The sequence below is a fragment of the Brevundimonas mediterranea genome, from assembly GCF_011064825.1.
Lineage (GTDB): Bacteria > Pseudomonadota > Alphaproteobacteria > Caulobacterales > Caulobacteraceae > Brevundimonas > Brevundimonas mediterranea_A.
The window spans coordinates 832,972-851,840 of sequence record NZ_CP048751.1 but is presented as its reverse complement, the minus strand read 5'-3'; the positions used below and the strand labels follow the sequence as shown (position 1 = coordinate 851,840).

Below are 18,869 nucleotides of genomic sequence, written 5' to 3'. Positions count from 1 at the left end.
GCGTTTTGCGTCAGGGGGCGTCGAACGCCACGACCGCCTCCAGGCCGCCGTCCCCGGCGTTGGCCAGGGTCAGCCGCCCGCCCGCGACTTCCGCCATGCGCCGGGCGATGGTCAGGCCCAGGCCCGTGCCGCCGCTGTCGCGCGACCGGGACGGGTCCAGCCGGTAGAAGGGTTCGAACAGGGCCTCCAGCCGATCCTCGGGCACGCCCGGCCCGTGGTCGCGCACCGCCAGCCGGGTCGTCGTCCCCTCGACCATCGCCGAGACCGTCGCGCCCCCGCCGTGGCGCACCGCATTGTCGATCAGATTGGTCAGGCAGCGGCGCAGGGCCTGGGGGCGGGTGGGCAGGACGGCGCCGCACCCCTGGGCGAAGACGACCGGCTGGCCGGCGTCGGCCGCGTCCTCGCACAGGGCCGACAACAGGGCGTCCAGATCGACGGGAACCACCGGTTCGGGCGCCGTCTCGATCCGCGCCAGGTCCAGCCCCTCGCGCACCAGATGCTGCATGGCCGCGAGGTCGGCGATCAACTGGGCGCGCAGGCCGTCGTCGCCGATCTTCTCGACCCTCAGCCGCATCCGGGTCAGCGGGGTCTGGAGGTCATGGGCCACGGCGGCCAGGACCCGGGTGCGCTCGGCGATCATGGCCCGCAGCCGGGTCTGCATGACGTTCAGGGCCGCCGCCGCCTGGCGCACCTCGCGCGCGCCTTCCTCCACCAGGGGCGGCCGGTCCAGGTCGCGGCCCAGGGCCAGGGCGCCGGCCGACAGCCGCGCCAGAGGAGCGGCGGCGCGGTGCGACGCCAGCCAGGCCGTGGCGATCACCGCCGCCAGACCGGCCGCCAGCAGGGCGGCGCTTTCGCCTCCCAGGCTCCAGGGGCGCGGCGCGGCGGGCAGGCTGACGGCGACGGGGGCCATGGCCGGGCCGCCGTCGGGCGTCAGGGTCAGGATGCGGCAGCGCAGCCGCTCGCCCGGATCGGCCCCGCAGACGGCGTCCGCCGCCTCATAGGCCCGCACGGTCACGCCGCTGACGCCGCGCCGGTCCAACGCCGCCGCCACCGCCTGGGTCAGGGCCGCGTCGGGCGGTCCCAGCCTCTGGCCCCGCGCCGGGGGCAGGCCGGCGGCCACGCCCGCGGCCGGATCGTCGTCCGACTGGGCCAGGTCGCCGATCCGCTCGGCCGTGGTGAACTCGTGCGCCCGCTTCAGCCCACGATGGTGGCCGACCTGAAGCGCCAGGAAGGTGACCGCCGCCGCCGCCATCGCCCCCACCAGCAGCAGCAGGAACAGCCGCACGGTCGATCCATCGGCGGCGCGGCCCACGTCGCGTCTCAGGCGCGCCATGTCACGGGTCCCGACAGCATATAGCCCAGGCTGCGCACCGTGCGGATCAGGGCCGGGTTGCGGGCGTCGTCGCCCAGTTTCTGGCGCAGGCGGCTGACTCTCAGGTCGATGGCGCGGTCGTCGGCGTCGGCCACGGTGGACAGGGCGCGGATCCGCTCGCGCGACAGGGGCCGGCCGCCGTTGCGCACCAGGGCGTGCAACAGGTCGAAATCGGCGCTGGACAGGGGCGCCAGCCGCCCGTCGGGCGCCGTCAGGGCGCGCGCGGCGATGTCCAGCGACCACCCTGAGAAGTCCGCGTGGCGGCCCTCGATCCTGTCCCGGTCATGGCCGGCGCGGCGCAGGACCGTGCGGATGCGCGCCACCAGTTCGCGCGGCTCGAACGGCTTGGCCATATAGTCGTCGGCGCCCATCTCCAGCCCGACGATCCGGTCGATGGGATCGCCGCGCGCGGTCAGCATGATGACCGGGGTGCGCGACGTGGCGCGGATGGCGCGGCACAGGCTCAGTCCGTCTTCGTCGGGCAGGTTCAGGTCCAGCACCACCAGATCCACCGGCCCGGCCTCCAGCGCGGCCCGCATCGCCCGTCCGTCGGCCGCCTTCACCGTGCGAAACCCGTGCTGTTCCAGATGTTCCGACAACAGATTGCGGATGTCGCGGTCGTCGTCGACGACCAGCAGGACGGGAAAGACGGCGGTCTGGGACATGGGCGTTCGGCGCAGGAAAGGACGGCGATCTGTCGTCCCGGCTCGTGGCCAAAGCGCGGCGGATACAGTCGGACACAAATCTGTTCGCCGACGACATGCGGCGACACCGAACGGACGCGAACCCGCCCGAGGGCGGCGCGAAACAGTGACTGTCCGACACGAGGCCGGACGTTCTCAACCAGAGAGACCTGAAATGAAATCCTTCCGCACCCCCGCCATCCTGGGCGCCGTCGCCACCGTCCTGCTGACCAGCGGCGCCGCCTTCGCCGGAACCGTGCCCGCCTCGACCGCATCCGCCGCGACCGCCCGCCCGGCCGCGACCTCGAGCGCCCGTCCGCAGCACCAGACCCGCAGCGCCCGTCACCACCGCGCCGAAACCCCGGCCAAGGTGAAGCCGGCCAAGCCCGGCAGGAAGTAAGACGGACGCACGCCCCCACATCCGTCGTACAGCGCCCGTCGGCCCCAGGCCGGCGGGCGTCGCTGCGTCTAGGCCCTGAAGGCTTCCGCCAGGGCCGCCGCCATCGGATTGGGCCGGCCGAAACTGTCGAAGGGGAGCGGTTTGTCGCGGCCGTCGTCCTTGTCGCCCTGGCGATACCAGCTGTCGGTGTCGCGCAGGCCCCAGACGGTGAAGGCGAACCGCTGCGCCGGGGGCAGGGCGGTGAAGGCCTCGGCCAGTTCCGTGACGCGGGCGGTCTGGCGGGCCAGCCGGTCGGCCTGGGACCGCAGATCCAGCGGGTTTTCCGTGCGCAGGGTGCAGTCCAGCTCGGACACATGGATGGGCAGGCCGAACTGGGCGATCTCGCGCATATAGGCGGCGATGACGCCGTCGGGGATGTCGATCCACAGGTGGGACTGAAGCCCCAGTCCCTGGAGCGGACACCCGGCCTTCAGCAGGCGTTCGACCAGTTTCAGGAACTGGGCGCCCTTGGCCGGGACGGATTCCTGGTTGTATTCGTTCAGGAACAGGACGCCGTCGGGGTCGGCGATCCGGGCTTTCTCGAAGGCGCGCAGCATATAGCCGTCGTGGCCGTAGCGGGCGCTCCAGTGGCAGTCGCGCAGGGCCGAACCGTCGTCCAGGATCGGCTCATTGACCACGTCCCAGCTGCGGACCTTGCCGCGATACCGGCCGGCCAGGGCGGCGATATAGCCGTCGAAGGCGCGGTCGAAGGCGGCGCCGGACAGGCCCGCGAACGCTTCCTTGCCCTGCGAGTACCAGATCAGGGTGTGGCCGTGCAGGGCCATGCCGTTCGCCTGGGCGAAGGCGGCGATCGCGTCCGAGCGGTCGAAGTTCGGCCGATCCAGGCCGTCGGCCAGGACATATTCCATCTTCATCTCCCACTCGGGCGTGAGCTGGGAGACATTGGCGCGGGCCAGGGCGACCCAGTCGGGGTCGTCGATCTGCATGGCCTTTATCGCCGCGCCGAAGGGGCAGGGGGCGACGGATTTCAGCGGGGGGACGTTCGGCGGGGTCGGTTCGGCCGAGATGCGGTCGCAGGCGGCCAGGGGCGCAGCCAGAGGAAGCGCGAGGCCCGAGGCGAGAACGGTGCGGCGCGAGATCGACATTCTATTCTCCCTCCCCCTGCGGGGGAGGGGGGCGAAGGCGTAGCCGAAGCCGGGTGGGCCGGGCCGGGCAAGGCCCCACAGACTTGGTTTGCCTCAAATCCGTGCGACGGCGCCTTGCCGCCCCCACCCCGTCGCTACGCGACGCCCCTCCCCCGCAGGGGGAGGGAGAAGCATGTTGGTTGTCAGACCGCACGTTTCCGCAGGCCCAGCTCGTCGAAGGCGGCGGTTTCGCGCTTGGCGACGGCGAGCAGCTTGTTCAGGCGGGTGGTTTCGGCGACGTGTTCGAACTTCTTCAGCTCTTCGAAAGCGCCGGTCAGGGCGTCGCGGGCCCCGGCCTCCTCGGCTTCGACCACGGTCAGGTCGCCCTCGGCGGCGGCCTTGCGGGCCTTCCAGCCGTTCAGATAGGCGGCCAGCATCATGCCGGCGTCGGCGTCCGCGCGGGCGCGCTCGCGTTCGATCTCGACCTCGGCGTCCAGAACGGCCAGGCGCATCTCGGCGGTGGCGCGGCGGGACGTGATCTCGGCAAGGCGTTTTTGAAGGGTCTCGACTTCGTAGTTGGAGATGCGGATCAGGGATTGGGCCCAAGCGGTCATTTCGTCACTCTCTGATCATGCCTTGGTTCAGGATGTGCTCGAGCCGGGTAAAGGAATCGGTAAGACGCGTGGCGTCGTCCTTGTCCTGGCTCAAAAAATCTTCCAGCGCGGGGTTCAGCGCGATGGCGCGGTCCACGATGGGGTCGGCCCCGGTGCGATAGGCGCCGATCTTGATCAGCTCTTCCATATTGGCATAGGCCGACAGGCACTGGCGGGCGCGCTTGTTCAGTTCGCGCTCGGGCGGGGTCTGGCAGGCGGGCATGGTGCGGCTGACGGATTTCAGCACGTCGATGGCGGGGAAGCGGCCGCGCTCGGCGATCTTGCGGTCCATCACGATATGGCCGTCGAGGATACCGCGCACGGCGTCGGCGATGGGCTCGTCATGGTCGCCGCCGTCCACCAGGACGGTGAACAGGGCGGTGATGGGGGCCGCCGTGGTGCCGTCGGGCCGCACAGGACCCGGCCCCGCCCGCTCCAGCAGCTTGGGCAGTTCAGTGAAGACAGTGGGAGTGTAGCCCTTGGTCGTCGGGGGTTCGCCCGCCGCCAGGCCGATCTCCCGCTGGGCCATGGCGAAGCGGGTGACGCTGTCCATCAGGCACAAGACCTCCAGGTCCTGGTCGCGCAGATATTCGGCGATGGCCATGGTCATATAGGCCGACTGGCGGCGTTTCAGCGCCGGCTCGTCCGAGGTGGCGACCACGACGACGGCGCGTCTCAGCCCCTCTTCGCCCAGGGTCTCCTCCACGAACTCGCGCACCTCGCGGCCCCGTTCGCCGATCAGGCCGACCACGACGGCGTCGCAGGTGGCCTGTTTGGCCAGCATGGACAGCAGCACCGACTTGCCCACGCCCGAGCCGGCGAAGATGCCCAGACGCTGGCCCCGGCAGGTGGTGGTGAAGACGTCCATGGCACGCACCCCCAGGTCCAGCCGCTCGCCCACCCGGCCGCGCGAATGGGCCGGGGGCGGGGGGGCGCGCAGCGGATAGGGGACCGGCCCCTGGGGCAGGGGGCCCTTGCCGTCGATGGGATTGCCGAAGGCGTCGATGATCCGGCCCAGCCAGGCCGTGGTCGGGCGCACGCTGGCGGCCTGGTCGATGATGCGGATCTCGGCGCCGGGCGCCACACCCTCGACCGGACCGAACGGCATCAGCAGAGCCTTGGCGTCGCGGAACCCCACCACCTCGGCCGGCAGGGCCGTCTGCCCGCGCCGGCTGATCTCGGCCCGGGCACCGACCGCCAGACGCGACAGGCCCCCGCGCGACTCGATCAACAGGCCCGAGACGCCCGCGACCTTGCCGGTGACGACCAGCGGATCGATCGCTTCGACGGCGGCGACGAGAGTGTGCAAGACGGACCCCAGGAACAGGCGTTAACCAGATGGGCCATCGTGGTTAACGGGGGGTGAAGGCGGTTAAACCGGTTCTGCGGCGACCGGCGTCTCCCGCGTCGTCGCGATGGCCCCGACCGAGGCGACGACGATGGCCGCGATGGCGAGCCACTGCTGGCCGGTCAGGTGTTCGTGCAGCACGATAAGACCCGCCAGGGCGCCGACCGCCGGCTCGGCGCTGAGCACCACGCCGAAGGTGCGTTTGGGGATGCCGCGCAGGGCCACCATCTCCAGCGAATAGGGCAGGGCGCTGGAGAAGATCGCCACCGCCACGCCGGCCAGGATGATGGCCGGGTTCAGCAGGGCCGCGCCGGCATGGGCCACGCCGAAAGGCACGACGACCATGGCCGCAACGCTCATGCCCAGGGCCACGGACTGGCCCGCATGGATATGCGACAGCCGCTTGCCGAACACGATGTAGAGGGCCCAGCACAGGCCGGCGAAGGCGGCCAGGGCCATACCGACCGGATCCAGCGCACCCGTTCCGGCCTTCAGCGGCAGCAGCAGGCCCAGGCCCAGGACCGCAAAGCCGACGCAGACGAAATGGATCGGCTTTCTCGAATGGATCAGGGCCAGGCTCAGCGGCCCCATGAACTCGATGGCGATGGCCAGGCCCAGCGGAATGGTCCGCAGCGACATGTAGAAGCTGAGGTTCATCGCCCCCAGCACGACGCCGTACAGCGCGATGGCCCCCAGGTCCGCGCGGCTCAGCCGGAATCGCCAGGGGCGGAACACCGCCACCAGCAGAACCGCTGAAATCCCGACGCGATAGGCCGATGTCCCCTGCGCCCCGATGAGCGGGAACAGGGTCTTGGCGAAGGAGGTGCCGCCCGCCAGCGTCACCATGCCCGCGAACAGCGCCAGATAGGGGATCAGGCGCATCGCCAGCGGCGAGGTCAGGTGCTGTTTCAGGGCCACGGAGGTCATGGCCTGAAGCTATTGCAATTCAGCTTGCGCTTCCCGGCGATTTTCGGCTTTCATGCGCCGGATTTCGTCATGAAAGGCCATGAAATGACGAATTTCGTCACCCTTGACGATTTCGACCATAGGCTGCTGGCGCGCGTCCGGCGCAACAATCTTGAGCCGGCGCGGGTGACGGCCGAGGCGGTGGGCCTGTCGGAATCCGCCGTGCTGCGCCGGTTGCGTCGGCTGCGGGCCGAGGGCGTCATCGTCGCCGACGTCGCCGTGATTGATCCCGCTCGCGTCGAGCCGCGCATCGTCCTCCATGTCCAGGTCGAGATGAACACCCAGGACCGCAAGGTGATGGAGGCCTTCCAGCACGCCATGAGGGCCAGTCCCGAGGTCCAGGGCGCCTGGGACGTGACGGGCGAAACCGACTATCTGCTGACCGTCGCCGTGCGCTCGATGCAGGATTACGAAGCCTTCGGCATCCGCGAACTGATCCCCGAAAAGGGTGTGCGCGGCTTCAAGAGCATGATCGTGATCCGCGAAGTCGTCGGCTTCGATCCCGCCCGCGTGGCGCTGGAACGCTAGAGGCTCAGAACAGCGGCGTGATCACGCGCAGCGACACCACCACCACGTCATCGACGTCCTTCAGGCCGCCGGGATCGCGGATCAGCTGGATGTCGGGCTGGATCGTGAAACGGCCGATGCGGTCGGCGTAGGTCAGCTCCAGACCCTCTTCGTAGCGGGCGGGGTCGGCGGGCGTGTCGGTCAGGTTGGCGCGGGCCTTGGAGGACAGCCAGCCCTGGTGGAGGCCGAAGGACAGTTGGCTGTCCGGGCGGGCGGCGAAGACCTGGCGCACCAGAACGCCGGCCTGCCAGCCGCCCTGGAAGTCGGTGGTGTCGCCGTCGGACAGGCCCAGGCGGGCGAAGGCGTCGACCTGGGGGCCGTCGGGGGCGGCGGCGCCCCAGATCTGACCCTCGGCCAGGGCGTAGGCGCCCTGGGCGATGCTGTGGGCGGGGTCGCCGTCGGGGGTCAGGTCGCGGATGTCGTCCTGACGCTGGTTGTAGCGCCAGACGCCGAAGGCGTAGCGGAAGGGGGCGTGGCTGCCGACCTCGGCGATGGCCAGGACGCCGTGGTCCAGGTCCGTGTCCACCCCGCCGTGATCGCCGAAGGTGCGGGCGTCGGCGTTGACGACGGCGGCCTGGACATAGGTCCTGTCCGGGTCGCCGACCCGTAGCCGCGCCGCCAGGGACGAGGAGGGGAAGATGGCCGGGCCGTTGGGGCCGGTCGAGGCCAGTTCGGAGCCGATGCCGAACGGCGGCGAGATCAGCAGGCCTGAGGCCTCGGTGGCGTAGAATTCGCTGTTGAGGTCGTACAGGCCGGCCAGAAGCGTGGCCGATCCGCCCAGATCCTGTTCGATCCAGGCCTCGAACAGGCGGGCGCCCTGGGCCGCCACCTCGATATTGTCGACGCCCTGCAGGGTTCCGGCCAGGGCGTTGGGCTCGCCCCCGCCGTTATACAGGCCCGACATGTGCAGCCGCGCCCCGCGCCAGCCCCAGGCCTGTTCCAGGTCGCCGTCCAGTTCGACGCTCAGATTGTCCAGATACCGGCCCGCCCGTTGCGCGCCGCCTGACACCACGCCCGAAACATCGGCCGTATATTCCGCCGACAGGGTCCAGTCCGGGTCCGCCGCGCGGGCCTGGTCCTGGGCCTGGTCTTGGGCGTGGGCCGGGGCGGCGCCCATTGCGGCGCCCATTGCTGCGCAGGCAGCGGCGACCGCCGCGACGAGGGGTTTGAAAACCGAGGGCTTAGCGTTCTGCATGGCCATACGTCCGTTCTGTTCAGAGAGCGGCGTAATCCCGGCGGAATGAAAATCGTCCTTAAGCAGCCATGAGGAAACGACGTAGGCGGCCGAAAATCTTGCATTAACCAGAATTCGTATACCGCCGTTCGAAGGAATGTCAGGTTGGCGGGAGCGGTCATGATCTGGACGATAGGCAAGAAGGTCACGGCCACGGGGATCATCGTCCTGCTGCTGTCCGTGGGTACGGCGGGCGTCGGTCTGGTGATGAACGCCAAGCTGGCCGGGGCGCTGGAGCGGGCTTCGGTGTCGTCGAGCGTGCTGCGCAACCACATGCAGGCCGACATGATGCATGACGCCCTGCGCTCCGACGTGTTCGGGGCCATGCTGGCCAAGGATCCCGCCAACGGCGTCGATATCGATGCAGTGACGGCCGATCTGGCCGAGCACCGCGAAATCTTCGAACAGGCCATTGCGGAAAACAACGCCCTGGCGACGGACCCGGAGATCCAGGCGGCCCTGAAGGCGGTCGAGGCGCCGCTTCAGGCCTATATCGCGGCGGCGGCCCGGATGGTCGAACTCGCCGCCAACGATCCGGTCGCGGCCCAGGGCGGCATGACCGACTTCCTGACCCAGTTCACGGCCCTGGAGACCGCCATGAGCGCGGCGGCCGACAGGATCGAAGCCGCGGCCGAGAAGAACCGCGCCGCCGCCGAGGCTGAGGCCAGGACGGGACAGATGGTGATGATGGCCGCCGTGCTCGCCAGCCTGCTGATCAGCATCAGCCTGATCCTGGCGGGGTCGCGCGGCCTGGTGGCGCCGATCCGCCGCCTGACCGGGGGCCTGCGCGCCATGGCCCAGGGCCAGACCGAGGTGAAGCTGGGCGAGGCCCGCCGCAAGGACGAGATCGGGGACATCGCCCGCGCCGTCGTCGACATCCAGGCCCTGATCGTCGCCCGCGCCGAGGCCGAGGCGGCCGAGGCCGGCCGGCGCCGGGCGAAGGAGGAAGAGGACCGCGCGGTCGGCGACCAGTCGCGCGAGGCCGCCGCCCGTGAGCAGGCGATCGTCGTCACCGGACTGACCCGCGGGCTGGACTCCCTGGCCCAGGCCGATCTGACGGTGCGCATCACCGACGCCTTCCCGCCCGCCTACGAACAGCTGCGGACTAATTTCAACGCCGCCGTCGAGGGGTTGCAGGAGGCCATCGGCACCATCGCCGCCAATACGGGCGCGATCAACGCCGGCGCCGCCGAGATCGCCAAGGCCGCCGACGACCTGTCGCGCCGCACCGAACAACAGGCGGCCAGTCTGGAAGAGACCGCCGCCGCCCTGGACGAGGTCACAGCGACCGTCAAAGCCACCGCTGCAGGGGCGATCCAGGCCGCCGGCGCGGTCCAGGCGGCGCGCGACGACGCCGACAAGAGCGGCGCGGTGGTGCGCGACGCCGTCGCCGCCATGGGAGAGATCGAACGCTCGTCGGCCCAGATCAACCAGATCATCGGCGTCATCGACGAGATCGCCTTCCAGACCAATCTGCTGGCCCTGAACGCCGGGGTCGAGGCGGCGCGGGCGGGCGAAAGCGGCCGGGGCTTCGCCGTGGTGGCGTCGGAAGTGCGGGCCCTGGCCGAACGTTCGGCCGAGGCGGCCAAGGAGATCAAGGGTTTGATCACCCAATCGACCGTGCAGGTCGGGTCGGGCGTGAAACTGGTGACTGAGACCGGTCAGGCGCTGGACCGGATCGTGGCCCATGTCGCCCAGATCGAAGGCCTGGTGACGGAGATCTCCTCGTCCGCCGCCGAACAGGCGACAGGGCTGCAGCAGGTCAATACGGCGGTCAATCAGATGGACCAGATGACGCAGCAGAATGCGGCCATGGTCGAACAGTCCACCGCCGCCAGCCACTCCCTGTCCCAGGAGGCCGACGGTCTGGCTGCCGCCGTGTCCCGTTTCCGTGTCGGCGCGCGCCCCGCCGCCTCAGCCCCCGCTCCGGCTCCGGCCCGGCCCGCCGCCTCTCCCGCCCGCACCGTGGCCGCCCTGAAGACCGTCGGCCGCGGCGGCGCGGCCCTGGCGCCGGCGTCGGAGCCCGACGCGGACGGGTGGGAGTCCTTCTAGGCGTCTCCTTCGCCGGCCTTACAGAGGCCGGCGGAAGAACCGATCCCGGGATTGAGGCGCTTCTGGAGGGCCGACTGATCCGCCCTGGAGCCCCGCTGTCATGGCAAAACCCAACGAACGAACGCCGCCGAATCGGGGGTCGGCGGCGTTCGAGCTCTATGATGGTTACCAGTATCCGCCGGGGCAGGACCCGATGGCTTCCAAGGTGTAAAAGGGCGAAGTCGTGCCATTCACAGGCGAGGCGACGACATTCCCGTTCGAACACCGGTCCCTGTAGAAGCCCACCTGAGTGGTCAGGGTGGCATCACTGTAGAAGGTCCGGAAATACATGATTCCCGGCGCTTTCGCCGTCGCGGCGGCGGCGAATGCGGAAGCCCCGAGAACGGCTCCCAAGGCGACGAGACGGACGGTCGATTTCAGCTTCATCGTAAACCTCCAGGGGAGCCTATCTCCCACCTGGAGAGGACAGCTGACCCGAATGCGATGCAACCCACAATAATCTCCAATGCTCTTAACGTTTGCGTGAAAGGCGCGCCGCTCCGAGTGAGACGACTGCGGATCGGTGAAGGTCCAGGAGTGAGTTGCGTCGGTTGCTGGAGGCGCCCAGTGCAGCGGATGTTTGCGAAGATCCAGGATGTCGGCGGCGCCGGATCTGATCCTGGCGGACAGAAATCATCGTCGTCGCCCCCTTGCGGATCGATCTCCCCGCCTGTCTGTTACGCACCCTGAACGACCCGACCTTACCGGAGCCCCCATGTCCGACTTCAGCTACGACGCGTCCCGCCATCTGAAGAAGGGGCGGGGCAAGGTCTATGACTCGATCATCGACACCATCGGCGACACCCCCCTGGTGCGGCTGCCGCGCCTGTCGGCCGAATACGGGGCCAAGGCCACCGTGCTGGCCAAGCTGGAGTTCTTCAACCCCATCGCCTCGGTCAAGGACCGGATCGGGGTCGCCATGGTCGAGGCGCTGGAAGACGCGGGCAGGATCAAGGCCGACACGGTGCTGATCGAACCGACCAGCGGCAACACCGGCATCGCCCTGGCCTTCGTCGCCGCCGCCAAGGGTCTGAAACTGATCCTGTGCATGCCCGAGAGCATGTCGATCGAACGGCGCAAGATGCTGGCCCTGCTGGGCGCCCAGCTGGAGCTGACCCCGGCCGAGAAGGGGATGAAGGGCGCCATCGCCCGCGCCCAGGAACTGCTGGAGACCACGCCCAATGCGGTGATCCCGTCGCAGTTCGAGAACCTGGCCAATCCCGCCATCCACCGCGCGACCACGGCCGAGGAAATATGGAACGACACCGACGGCGCCGTGGACATGGTGGTGGCCGGGGTCGGCACCGGCGGCACCATCTCGGGCGTCGGCCAGGCGCTGAAGGCCCGCAAGGCCTCGATCCGGATGATCGCGGTCGAGCCCGAGGCTTCGCCGGTCCTGTCGGGCGGCGCGCCCGGCCCGCACAAGATCCAGGGCATAGGCGCGGGCTTCACTCCCGCCATCTATGACGCCTCGGTCGTGGACGGGATCGAACAGGTGTCGAACGACGAGAGTTTCGACATGGCCCGCAAGGCGGCCCGCGTCGAGGGAATCCCGGTCGGCATCAGTTCGGGCGCGGCCCTGACGGCGGCTTTCCGCCTGGCCGCCCGCGACGAGAATGCGGGCAAGACCATCGTGGTCATCATCCCGTCCTTCGCCGAACGCTACCTGTCGACGGCGCTTTTCGAGGGCCTGTAAAGCCGAGCGTCGCTGATACGTCGGGTTAACTCTGAGACCCTAGTCTTGGCGCCATGACCCAGGCGTCGGCCCTGAATGACGAAGAGGCGGCTCCCCCGTCGCTGAAGGCGCGCCATGCGTTGCTGAAGCGGCTGGCCGACGTCGTCTCCCTGCCGGCCAGCCGGATCAACGCCTTCGAACGGGCCGTGACCGGCGACCTGCTGGTCGAGATGCTGCGGCTGGGATCGACGGAGGAGCGTCGGCGCGTGGCGACGCGGCTGGCGCCCCTGGCCGAACTGCCCAGCAGCGTCGCGCGCCTGCTGCTGCGCGACGAGCCCGAGGTCGCCCGTCTGCTGATCGAACAATGCGCGTCCCTGAGCGACGCGGATCTGGTCGGGTGTGCGCGCGACGCTGGGCCCGAGCACCGACTGATCATGGCCGAGCGTCGCGGTCTGTCCGAGATCGTCACCGAAACCCTGTTCGGCTTCGGCGAGATGGAGGTGATGGAGGCGGTGCTGCGCAACCCCACCGCCCGCCTGTCCCAGGTCGGGGTCGAGGCCGTGGTCGGCCTGAGCCGGACGCATCCGAAACTGTCCGGCCTGCTGCTGAAACGGCCCGAGCTGAGACCGGCCGGGGCCTATGTGATGTTCTGGTGGTGCGGCCCGGACGACCGGCGCACCATCCTGCAGCGGTTCGCCGTGTCGCGCGAGGTGATGCAGGAGGTGTCCGAGGACGTCTTCGCCATGGCCGCGGCCGAGGGCTGGTCGGACCCCGTCGCGCGCAAGGCCCTGCAGTTCATCGAGCGACGCCAGCGCAACCGCGCGGCCATCGACAAGAGCCCCTTTGACGGGCTGGAACACGCCCTGTCGGTGGCGGCGCAAGACGGCCTGTCGCGCGAGACGGCGTCGGAGATCGCCTTCCTGGCGGGCGTCAAACCCTTGACCGGCGCCAAGATCCTGGGGGATCCGGGCGGCGAACCCCTGGCGATCCTGTGCAAGGCGACGGGTCTGTCGCGTGCGGACCTGCTCAATCTGTGGCGCTCGATGCGTCGGCCGGAGACGACGGCCGACGGCGGCCTGCATCCTGACCTTGAACGTGTGCAGATCACCTATGAAATGTTGGCCGTGGATCGGGCGCAGACCGTATTGCGTTACTGGAACTGGTCTCTGTCATCGGCCCTGACCCCCAGTCTCCTGCGTGCGATTCGTGAGGGCGAGGATGAGGTGATCGATGAATATTCGGCGCCGGAACGTGCAGCCATGATGGTCCTGACCGAAGACTTGAAACGCTAGGTCAGCATGACCACAAGTGTGGTTATATAGAGCCTTGTCGTTCGCATAACGGCCGGATTGCTTTTGCATTCAAACAACCCTAAGAGCCGGAAGGGTAGGTTCGGCTGGCGTTTCAGTCGAAGCAAATAGATTATGAAAGAGACGCCGCGAATGGACGAGAAGCCCGAACTGCTGGAAATGACCGCTGACATCGTGTCGGCCTATGTCGGCAACAACACGGTGACGGCGGAAGCCCTGCCGGCGCTGATCGCCAATATTCACGCCGCTCTGTCGGGTGTCTCCAACGGTCCCGTGGAGGTTCCGCCGGAACCCAAGGAACCGGCCGTGCCGATCCGCAAGTCGATCAACGCCGACTTCCTGATCTGTCTGGAAGACGGTCGCAAGTTCAAGTCGCTGAAGCGCCACCTGCGCACCAAGTACGACATGAGCCCCGAAGATTACCGCGCCAAATGGGGTCTGCCGAAAGACTATCCCATGGTCGCCCCGAACTACGCCAAGGCCCGTTCGGAACTGGCCAAGCAGATGGGCCTGGGCCAGGGCGGCCGCAAGCCGGCCCGCGTCGCCCGCGCCAAGAAATAAGCCCGGTCCTTACTGGTAGAAAGCGCCCGCTTCCGCAAGGAGGCGGGCGCTTTTGTTTGATCTCCCTCCCCCTGCGGGGGAGGGGGGCGTAGCGCAGCGAAGCCGGGTGGGCCGGGCCGGGCGACGCGAGACAGATCGATTCAGAATGGGACGGGTGGGGCCCGCATAAGGCGCGCGCGCATTGCCTGGCCGCCCCCGCCCCGTCGCTGGCGCGACGCCCCTCCCCCGCAGGGGGAGGGAGAAATCGTGCGTTTTAGGCCGCCTGGGCGACGCGGCGCATGCGCCAGAAGCGCAGGGTGCGCTGGGCGGCGTCGCGGGTCAGTTCGCTGTACATCCGGCCATAGGCGGCGGCCCGGCCCATCGGATTGGAATCCCCGCCCAGAAGCGACACGGCGTAGGTCAGGAAGATCGCCCGGTCGATGTCGGCGGCCTTGCAGATGATCGACAGGGCGTCCAGGTCGCGCCGGTCCACGATGTTGCGGGCGGTGTGGAAATCCACATCCGAAAGACGCGACAGGGCGACCAGGAAGGCCGTGCGGCCCTTGGAGCGCAGGAAGCGGATCAGCACCTGCGGGGTCAGCTGGTTGGCGGCGTGCAGCTCGTCGACATAGGCCAGGCTTTCGGCGTAGTCGGCCGGCAGGGCGCCGTCGTCGGTGGCGACACGGGCGCGACCGGCGGCCAGGGCGGCTTCCAGCAGGTCCGGATCCATCTGGGCGTTCTGTTCCAGGATCTGGTGACGCAGCCGGGCCTCGACGACGAAATACATGTCGTTCAGCAGGTCGGCGGGCAGGCTCTTGCGCTCGACCGCCGGGGCGTGAAGCTCGGGGTTGTTCTTGGCGCGTTCGACCGCAGTTTCCGACGCGGCGCGCGACAGCTGGGCGCCGTCGTTGCGCAGCAGGACGCCCAGGGTGTGGTCGTCGCCGCGTTCGACGATGATCTCGGACACGGCCTCGGACACCTCGGTACGGCCGGAGACGGCGCGCATGTGGTCCTGGCCCTGGCGGCTGACCACGTCGATCAGGTCCGCGTCGGTCAGGACGGTCGAGGCGCGCAGGACCGGCCCGGCGACGTCGATCTGATCCTCGGCCAGGCGCCGGATCAGGCTGGCCGGGGCGTTGGGCGCCTCGGCGAAACGGGCGGCCAGTTCCGCGCGGACGGCCGTCTCCATCTCCTCCGACAGGGTTTCGAGGACGGAGCCGTAAAGCTCGGTCTCGGCCACGCTGTGCTCGACGCCGCCCAGGAAGTGGTCGGTCAGTTCGCGCAGCAGCAGCCGGCGCTTCTCGCTGGAGGCCTCGTTGGCCAGGGCGATCAGATCGGGCAGGCGCGAGCCCATGATGATGGCCCGTTCTTCGGCGGAGGGTTCGGTCATGGCAGGTCGTCCCCCGTGGTCTGGGGCATGGCCCGGACCGAGCCGTCGCTGTTGCGCTGCAGGGCGGGCGGACCGTCGGGTTGCGCCAGGTCGGCGGACGACGGGGTCTGGGTCATCTCCACCGGCAGGGCGTCGAGATAGATGGGCTGGACCGGGTTGATCCGGTCCGGCTGATGGCCGGCCTGACGATGGACCGAATAGAAGCGCGCGCCCTGGACCGGGGCGAGGGCCGCCTGGAGCATGGCGGGCGGCGCGGCGGAGGCGGTCTCACCCTTGGTCCCGCCCTGGGCCTGGGCCGCAGTTTCGGGCGCGGTCTGGGCGGTCGTCTGGCGCTGGAGGCGGAAGATCGGCGCGTCGCGTCGCGGGGCCATCGGATCGAAGGCGGGCTCAGGCGCGGCTTCGGCCTGGGCCTGAGTCTGGGTGTGTGGCTGGGCCTGGACCGGCGACTGTGCGGGCGCCGGGTCCTGGGCTGCGACGACGGTTTCGGCGTGAACAGGGGACGGCGTGGCCTCGACGGGGGCGGGCGCGGCGACATAGGGCTGGGGCGTCGTCGCCATCGTCGGCACGGGCGCGATCCAGTCGCTGGCCGGCGTCAGGCCACGATGCGGCGTGGGCTTCGACGCCGGCGCCGGGGCCGACAGGCGGGCCGGCGGGATGAAGCTGACGGGCGTATCGACGGCGGCGGCGACCGGGGTCGGCTGCGGGATGCGGCGCAGCGTCGGCGCAGCGCCCTGCGCCACCGGCGGCTTGCCCGGCCAGGACAGGTAGCGCAGGCCGCCTGCGCCGCTCGCCGAAGATTGAGCCATGGCGGCGCCCGACGCCGCGCAGGCGGCGATCAGGGCGGTCGACAGGATCAGGGCGTGTCGCAAGGGGCGGGTCTCGCACGAACAAAAAGACAACCCCCAGCCTAGGCGGATATCGCTTAACCCGTCGCTAACGGCGCAACAGGAATCGTCCGATCACCCCGACAGCGGCGTTCAGCACCAGGCCCAGCAGGGTCAGGCACAGGACCCCGGCCAGCATTTCCGCCGTGCGCAGGCGGTTGCCCGCCTCCAGCAGCCGCCAGGCCAGACCCTGGGTCGCGCCCGAGCCCGAGACGAATTCGGCCACCACGGCGCCGATGACCGCCAGACCCGCCGCGACCCGCAGACCCTCCAGCGCGAACGGAAGGGCCGAGGGCAGGCGCAGCCGCCACAGTCTTTGCAGGGGCGTGGCGCCATACAGGTCGAACAGCCGCTCCAGGTCGGGATCGGCCGACTTCAGCCCGGTCAGAATTCCCGAGAACAGCGGGAAGAAGGCGACGACGGCCGCCAGGGCCACCACGGCCCGGTCGGCGTGGTCCAGCCCGGCCCAGATCAGCACCAGGGGGGCGACGGCCACGACCGGCGTGACCTGAAGCGCCACGGCCAGGGGCCGCACGGCCCGCTCGGCCGCCGGGTGCAGCGACACCGCCAGGGCCAGCCCCCCGCCGACCAGTCCGGCCAGGACCAGGGCCTGAACCGCCATGCCGAAGGTGATCCAGGCCGAGGCGGCCAGACGCGGCCCCGCCTCGACCAGGGCCACGGCCACCGCGCTGGGCGGCGGCAGGAAATAGACGGGCAGGTCCAGCAGGCGACACGCCGCCTCCCACACCGCCAGCAGCAGGATGGCCAGAAGCAGGGGCGGCCCCAGTTCCGCCAGGCGCCTCATGTCGTCGTCTCGGGGCGCATGGCCGCCTCCAGCGCGTCTGCGATCGCCTCGACCATCTGGCGATAGGCGGGATCGGCGCGCCAGCGGGCGGGGCGGGGCAGGGGGCCGGGCGTCGGCAGGTCCGCGACGGGCCGCCCGGTGGCGGCGTCCAGCACCACGACCCGCTGGGCCAGATAGACGGCCTCCTCGACATCATGGGTGACGAAGACCATGGCGGGCCGGGGCTCGGCGGCGGCCCAAAGGGCGTGCAGATCCTCGATCAGGCGGCGGCGGGTGACGCTGTCCAGGGCGGCGAAGGGTTCGTCCAGCAACAGCAGGTCGGGGGCGGTGATCAGGGCGCGGGCCAGTGCGGCGCGCATCGCCATGCCGCCCGACAGCTGCGACGGCCGGGCGTCCGGCCGGTCGCCCAGGCCGACCGCGCCCAGGGCCTGGGCCGCGCGCGAACGGGCCTGGGGCCGGGCCACGCCCGCCAGCTCCAGCGGCAGGGCCACATTGGCGACGGCGTCGGCCCAGGGCATCAGGGTCGGGCTCTGGAAGACGAAGCCGGTGCGGCCGACCCTCAGGGCGCGGACCACCTCGCCCCGGCTGGGCGTCTGAAGCCCCGCCAGCAGGCGCAATGTCGTGGACTTGCCGGCGCCTGAGGCCCCGACCAGGGCGACGATCTCGCCCCGCGCCACGCTCAGGTCGATGGGGCCCAGCGGCGCGCGGCCGGGCCAGTCGACGACGACCCCCCGCAGCGCGGCGATGGGATCAGCCACGGCCCGGCAGATAGTTGTCGGTGAAGGCCTCGCGCCAGTTCAGGCCGGGGTCGAACACCCCCGCCTGGCTGACCACCTCGAAGAAGGCCTGCCAGCGGTCGGCCGTCATGGCGCCCAGGCCGTACAGGGCGGCGTCGCCCCCGTCGACGATGGCGTTGTCGCGCAGCTTCTGCCGGGCCTGGTCCAGGATGGCCTGGGTCATTTCCGGATTGTCCTTGCGGATCAGGGCGTCGCCCGGCGCCGCATCGCCGCGCAGATAGTCGCGCCACCCTTCCGCCGAGGCGGCGATGAAGCTGCGCAGGGCCGTGGCGTTGTCCCGCGCGAAGGCGTTGGGCGCCAGGACCATGGCGGCGTAGGAGGGATAGCCTTCGTCGGCCAGCAGGAAGATCTTGGGCTCGAACCCGGCCTCCTGTTCGATGGTGTAGGGTTCGCTGGTCAGATAACCCTGCTGCACCGCCCGCTCGTCGGCCAGGAAGGGCGCCAGGTTGAAGGTGTATTTGCGCACCTGGTCGTCGGTGAAGCCGTATTTGGCCTTCAGCCAGACCCAGAAGGCGTTGATCGAGGCGTCGGCCAGCAGGAAGGGCCGGCCCTTCAGATCGGCGATGGTCTCCAGCGCGGGGTCCGGGTGGGCGATCAGGACCTGGGGGTCCTTCTGGAAGAAGGCGGCGACGGCCTTAACGGGTGCGCCGGCCGCGACCAGGTTCATCGGGATGAAGCTGTTGGACCCCATGCCCAGTTCGACGGCGCCCGAGGCCAGCAGTTGCGGCACGTTCACGCCCGGCCCGCCCTGAACGATCTGGACGTTCAGCCCGCGCTTCTCATAGGCGCCGGTCGCCAGGGCCTGATAGAAGCCGCCCTGTTCGGCCTGGGCCCGCCAGTCGGTGGCGAAACGCAGCCGCACCCGGCCCTGCTCATCCACCGGCGCCTCTGAGCGGTCGCAGGCGCGCAGGCCCAGCGCCGCCCCCCCGACCACGGCCGCGCCGCCCGCGAGCAGGGCGCGGCGACGGGTCAGCAGGCGATTCCCAAGCTGGATCATGGCCCTGCTTTACGAGGGGATGCAGGCCTTGGG

At 70.0% G+C, this 18,869-nt stretch carries 19 protein-coding genes; 6 read left to right on the top strand and 13 right to left on the bottom strand.

Translation table 11 applies throughout. From position 1 onward, the window contains the following. Positions 1-10: 10 nt before the first annotated feature. Both GYM46_RS04235 and GYM46_RS04230 read right to left on the bottom strand, forming a co-directional pair. Complete coding sequence (locus GYM46_RS04235; protein ID WP_008262981.1) at positions 11-1,333, bottom strand: sensor histidine kinase; 1,323 nt, start codon at positions 1,331-1,333, stop codon at positions 11-13. Next, the gene (locus GYM46_RS04230) at positions 1,321-2,037 is read right to left on the bottom strand and encodes a response regulator (protein ID WP_008262223.1); all 717 of its coding nucleotides are present in this window, start codon (positions 2,035-2,037) and stop codon (positions 1,321-1,323) included. The genes GYM46_RS04235 and GYM46_RS04230 overlap by 13 nt, the downstream gene beginning before the upstream one ends. Before the next feature lie 193 nt (positions 2,038-2,230). On the opposite strand from GYM46_RS04230, the gene GYM46_RS04225 reads away from it, so the two are divergent. Further along, positions 2,231-2,455, top strand: a complete 225-nt coding sequence (locus GYM46_RS04225; protein ID WP_008262985.1) for a hypothetical protein — start codon at positions 2,231-2,233, stop codon at positions 2,453-2,455. 68 nt (positions 2,456-2,523) lie between these two features. Here GYM46_RS04225 and GYM46_RS04220 read toward each other — a convergent pair whose 3' ends face one another. From GYM46_RS04220 to GYM46_RS04205, 4 genes are all read right to left on the bottom strand, one after another. Beyond that, positions 2,524-3,600, bottom strand: a complete 1,077-nt coding sequence (locus tag GYM46_RS04220; protein WP_008263348.1) for an endo-1,4-beta-xylanase — start codon at positions 3,598-3,600, stop codon at positions 2,524-2,526. 182 nt (positions 3,601-3,782) lie between these two features. Continuing rightward, positions 3,783-4,193, bottom strand: coding sequence for a flagellar export protein FliJ (locus GYM46_RS04215; RefSeq protein WP_008262669.1), 411 nt, complete (start codon positions 4,191-4,193; stop codon positions 3,783-3,785). A 4-nt stretch (positions 4,194-4,197) separates the two neighbouring features. Beyond that, positions 4,198-5,541, bottom strand: a complete 1,344-nt coding sequence (gene fliI, locus GYM46_RS04210) for a flagellar protein export ATPase FliI (RefSeq protein ID WP_008260293.1) — start codon at positions 5,539-5,541, stop codon at positions 4,198-4,200. A gap of 63 nt (positions 5,542-5,604) precedes the next feature. After that, positions 5,605-6,507, bottom strand: a complete 903-nt coding sequence (locus GYM46_RS04205) for an EamA family transporter (protein ID WP_008259140.1) — start codon at positions 6,505-6,507, stop codon at positions 5,605-5,607. A gap of 69 nt (positions 6,508-6,576) precedes the next feature. Here GYM46_RS04205 and GYM46_RS04200 point away from each other — a divergent pair, with 69 nt between their 5' ends. Further along, the gene (locus tag GYM46_RS04200) at positions 6,577-7,074 is read left to right on the top strand and encodes an Lrp/AsnC family transcriptional regulator (RefSeq protein ID WP_050771691.1); all 498 of its coding nucleotides are present in this window, start codon (positions 6,577-6,579) and stop codon (positions 7,072-7,074) included. A 4-nt stretch (positions 7,075-7,078) separates the two neighbouring features. On the opposite strand, the gene GYM46_RS04195 is transcribed toward GYM46_RS04200, so the two are convergent. Next, positions 7,079-8,308: a carbohydrate porin gene (locus GYM46_RS04195; RefSeq protein WP_040349939.1), complete on the bottom strand. Its 1,230-nt coding sequence runs from the start codon at positions 8,306-8,308 to the stop codon at positions 7,079-7,081. Between the two features lie 159 nt (positions 8,309-8,467). On the opposite strand from GYM46_RS04195, the gene GYM46_RS04190 reads away from it, so the two are divergent. Continuing rightward, entirely contained in the window at positions 8,468-10,399 is a 1,932-nt protein-coding gene (locus tag GYM46_RS04190) for a HAMP domain-containing methyl-accepting chemotaxis protein (RefSeq protein ID WP_008262143.1), read from the top strand. A gap of 165 nt (positions 10,400-10,564) precedes the next feature. Here the strand turns inward: GYM46_RS04190 and GYM46_RS04185 are convergent, their stop codons facing one another. Next, the gene (locus GYM46_RS04185) at positions 10,565-10,825 is read right to left on the bottom strand and encodes a hypothetical protein (protein WP_008261155.1); all 261 of its coding nucleotides are present in this window, start codon (positions 10,823-10,825) and stop codon (positions 10,565-10,567) included. A 328-nt stretch (positions 10,826-11,153) separates the two neighbouring features. Here GYM46_RS04185 and cysK point away from each other — a divergent pair, with 328 nt between their 5' ends. From cysK to GYM46_RS04170, 3 genes are all read left to right on the top strand, one after another. Further along, entirely contained in the window at positions 11,154-12,134 is a 981-nt protein-coding gene (cysK, locus tag GYM46_RS04180) for a cysteine synthase A (protein ID WP_008264403.1), read from the top strand. A gap of 53 nt (positions 12,135-12,187) precedes the next feature. Further along, positions 12,188-13,405, top strand: a complete 1,218-nt coding sequence (locus tag GYM46_RS04175; protein WP_008262297.1) for a DUF2336 domain-containing protein — start codon at positions 12,188-12,190, stop codon at positions 13,403-13,405. Between the two features lie 150 nt (positions 13,406-13,555). Then, on the top strand, positions 13,556-13,984 hold the full coding sequence (locus tag GYM46_RS04170) for a MucR family transcriptional regulator (RefSeq protein ID WP_008260928.1): 429 nt from the start codon (positions 13,556-13,558) through the stop codon (positions 13,982-13,984). Between the two features lie 253 nt (positions 13,985-14,237). Here GYM46_RS04170 and GYM46_RS04165 read toward each other — a convergent pair whose 3' ends face one another. From GYM46_RS04165 to GYM46_RS04145, 5 genes are all read right to left on the bottom strand, one after another. After that, positions 14,238-15,353, bottom strand: coding sequence for a DUF2336 domain-containing protein (locus tag GYM46_RS04165; RefSeq protein ID WP_008263737.1), 1,116 nt, complete (start codon positions 15,351-15,353; stop codon positions 14,238-14,240). Then, entirely contained in the window at positions 15,350-16,222 is an 873-nt protein-coding gene (locus tag GYM46_RS04160) for a hypothetical protein (protein WP_008261923.1), read from the bottom strand. Before GYM46_RS04160 ends, GYM46_RS04165 begins: the two co-directional genes overlap by 4 nt. A 64-nt stretch (positions 16,223-16,286) precedes the next feature. After that, entirely contained in the window at positions 16,287-17,042 is a 756-nt protein-coding gene (locus GYM46_RS04155; protein WP_164952608.1) for an ABC transporter permease, read from the bottom strand. After that, positions 17,039-17,800: an ABC transporter ATP-binding protein gene (locus GYM46_RS04150; RefSeq protein ID WP_008260456.1), complete on the bottom strand. Its 762-nt coding sequence runs from the start codon at positions 17,798-17,800 to the stop codon at positions 17,039-17,041. The genes GYM46_RS04155 and GYM46_RS04150 overlap by 4 nt, the downstream gene beginning before the upstream one ends. Beyond that, the gene (locus GYM46_RS04145) at positions 17,793-18,836 is read right to left on the bottom strand and encodes an ABC transporter substrate-binding protein (RefSeq protein ID WP_008260208.1); all 1,044 of its coding nucleotides are present in this window, start codon (positions 18,834-18,836) and stop codon (positions 17,793-17,795) included. Before GYM46_RS04145 ends, GYM46_RS04150 begins: the two co-directional genes overlap by 8 nt. Between the last annotated feature and the right edge of the window lie 33 nt (positions 18,837-18,869).

Excerpts from the sequence above, each read along its gene's own strand:
- GYM46_RS04235 (WP_008262981.1), bottom strand. The coding sequence starts at position 1,333 with ATGGCGCGCCTGAGACGCGACGTGGGCCGCGCCGCCGATGGATCGACC.
- GYM46_RS04230 (WP_008262223.1), bottom strand. The coding sequence starts at position 2,037 with ATGTCCCAGACCGCCGTCTTTCCCGTCCTGCTGGTCGTCGACGACGAC.
- GYM46_RS04225 (WP_008262985.1), top strand. The coding sequence starts at position 2,231 with ATGAAATCCTTCCGCACCCCCGCCATCCTGGGCGCCGTCGCCACCGTC.
- GYM46_RS04220 (WP_008263348.1), bottom strand. The coding sequence starts at position 3,600 with ATGTCGATCTCGCGCCGCACCGTTCTCGCCTCGGGCCTCGCGCTTCCT.
- GYM46_RS04215 (WP_008262669.1), bottom strand. The coding sequence starts at position 4,193 with ATGACCGCTTGGGCCCAATCCCTGATCCGCATCTCCAACTACGAAGTC.
- GYM46_RS04205 (WP_008259140.1), bottom strand. The coding sequence starts at position 6,507 with ATGACCTCCGTGGCCCTGAAACAGCACCTGACCTCGCCGCTGGCGATG.
- GYM46_RS04200 (WP_050771691.1), top strand. The coding sequence starts at position 6,577 with ATGAAAGGCCATGAAATGACGAATTTCGTCACCCTTGACGATTTCGAC.
- GYM46_RS04195 (WP_040349939.1), bottom strand. The coding sequence starts at position 8,308 with ATGCAGAACGCTAAGCCCTCGGTTTTCAAACCCCTCGTCGCGGCGGTC.
- GYM46_RS04190 (WP_008262143.1), top strand. The coding sequence starts at position 8,468 with ATGATCTGGACGATAGGCAAGAAGGTCACGGCCACGGGGATCATCGTC.
- GYM46_RS04185 (WP_008261155.1), bottom strand. The coding sequence starts at position 10,825 with ATGAAGCTGAAATCGACCGTCCGTCTCGTCGCCTTGGGAGCCGTTCTC.
- cysK (WP_008264403.1), top strand. The coding sequence starts at position 11,154 with ATGTCCGACTTCAGCTACGACGCGTCCCGCCATCTGAAGAAGGGGCGG.
- GYM46_RS04175 (WP_008262297.1), top strand. The coding sequence starts at position 12,188 with ATGACCCAGGCGTCGGCCCTGAATGACGAAGAGGCGGCTCCCCCGTCG.
- GYM46_RS04170 (WP_008260928.1), top strand. The coding sequence starts at position 13,556 with ATGGACGAGAAGCCCGAACTGCTGGAAATGACCGCTGACATCGTGTCG.
- GYM46_RS04165 (WP_008263737.1), bottom strand. The coding sequence starts at position 15,353 with ATGACCGAACCCTCCGCCGAAGAACGGGCCATCATCATGGGCTCGCGC.
- GYM46_RS04155 (WP_164952608.1), bottom strand. The coding sequence starts at position 17,042 with ATGAGGCGCCTGGCGGAACTGGGGCCGCCCCTGCTTCTGGCCATCCTG.
- GYM46_RS04145 (WP_008260208.1), bottom strand. The coding sequence starts at position 18,836 with ATGATCCAGCTTGGGAATCGCCTGCTGACCCGTCGCCGCGCCCTGCTC.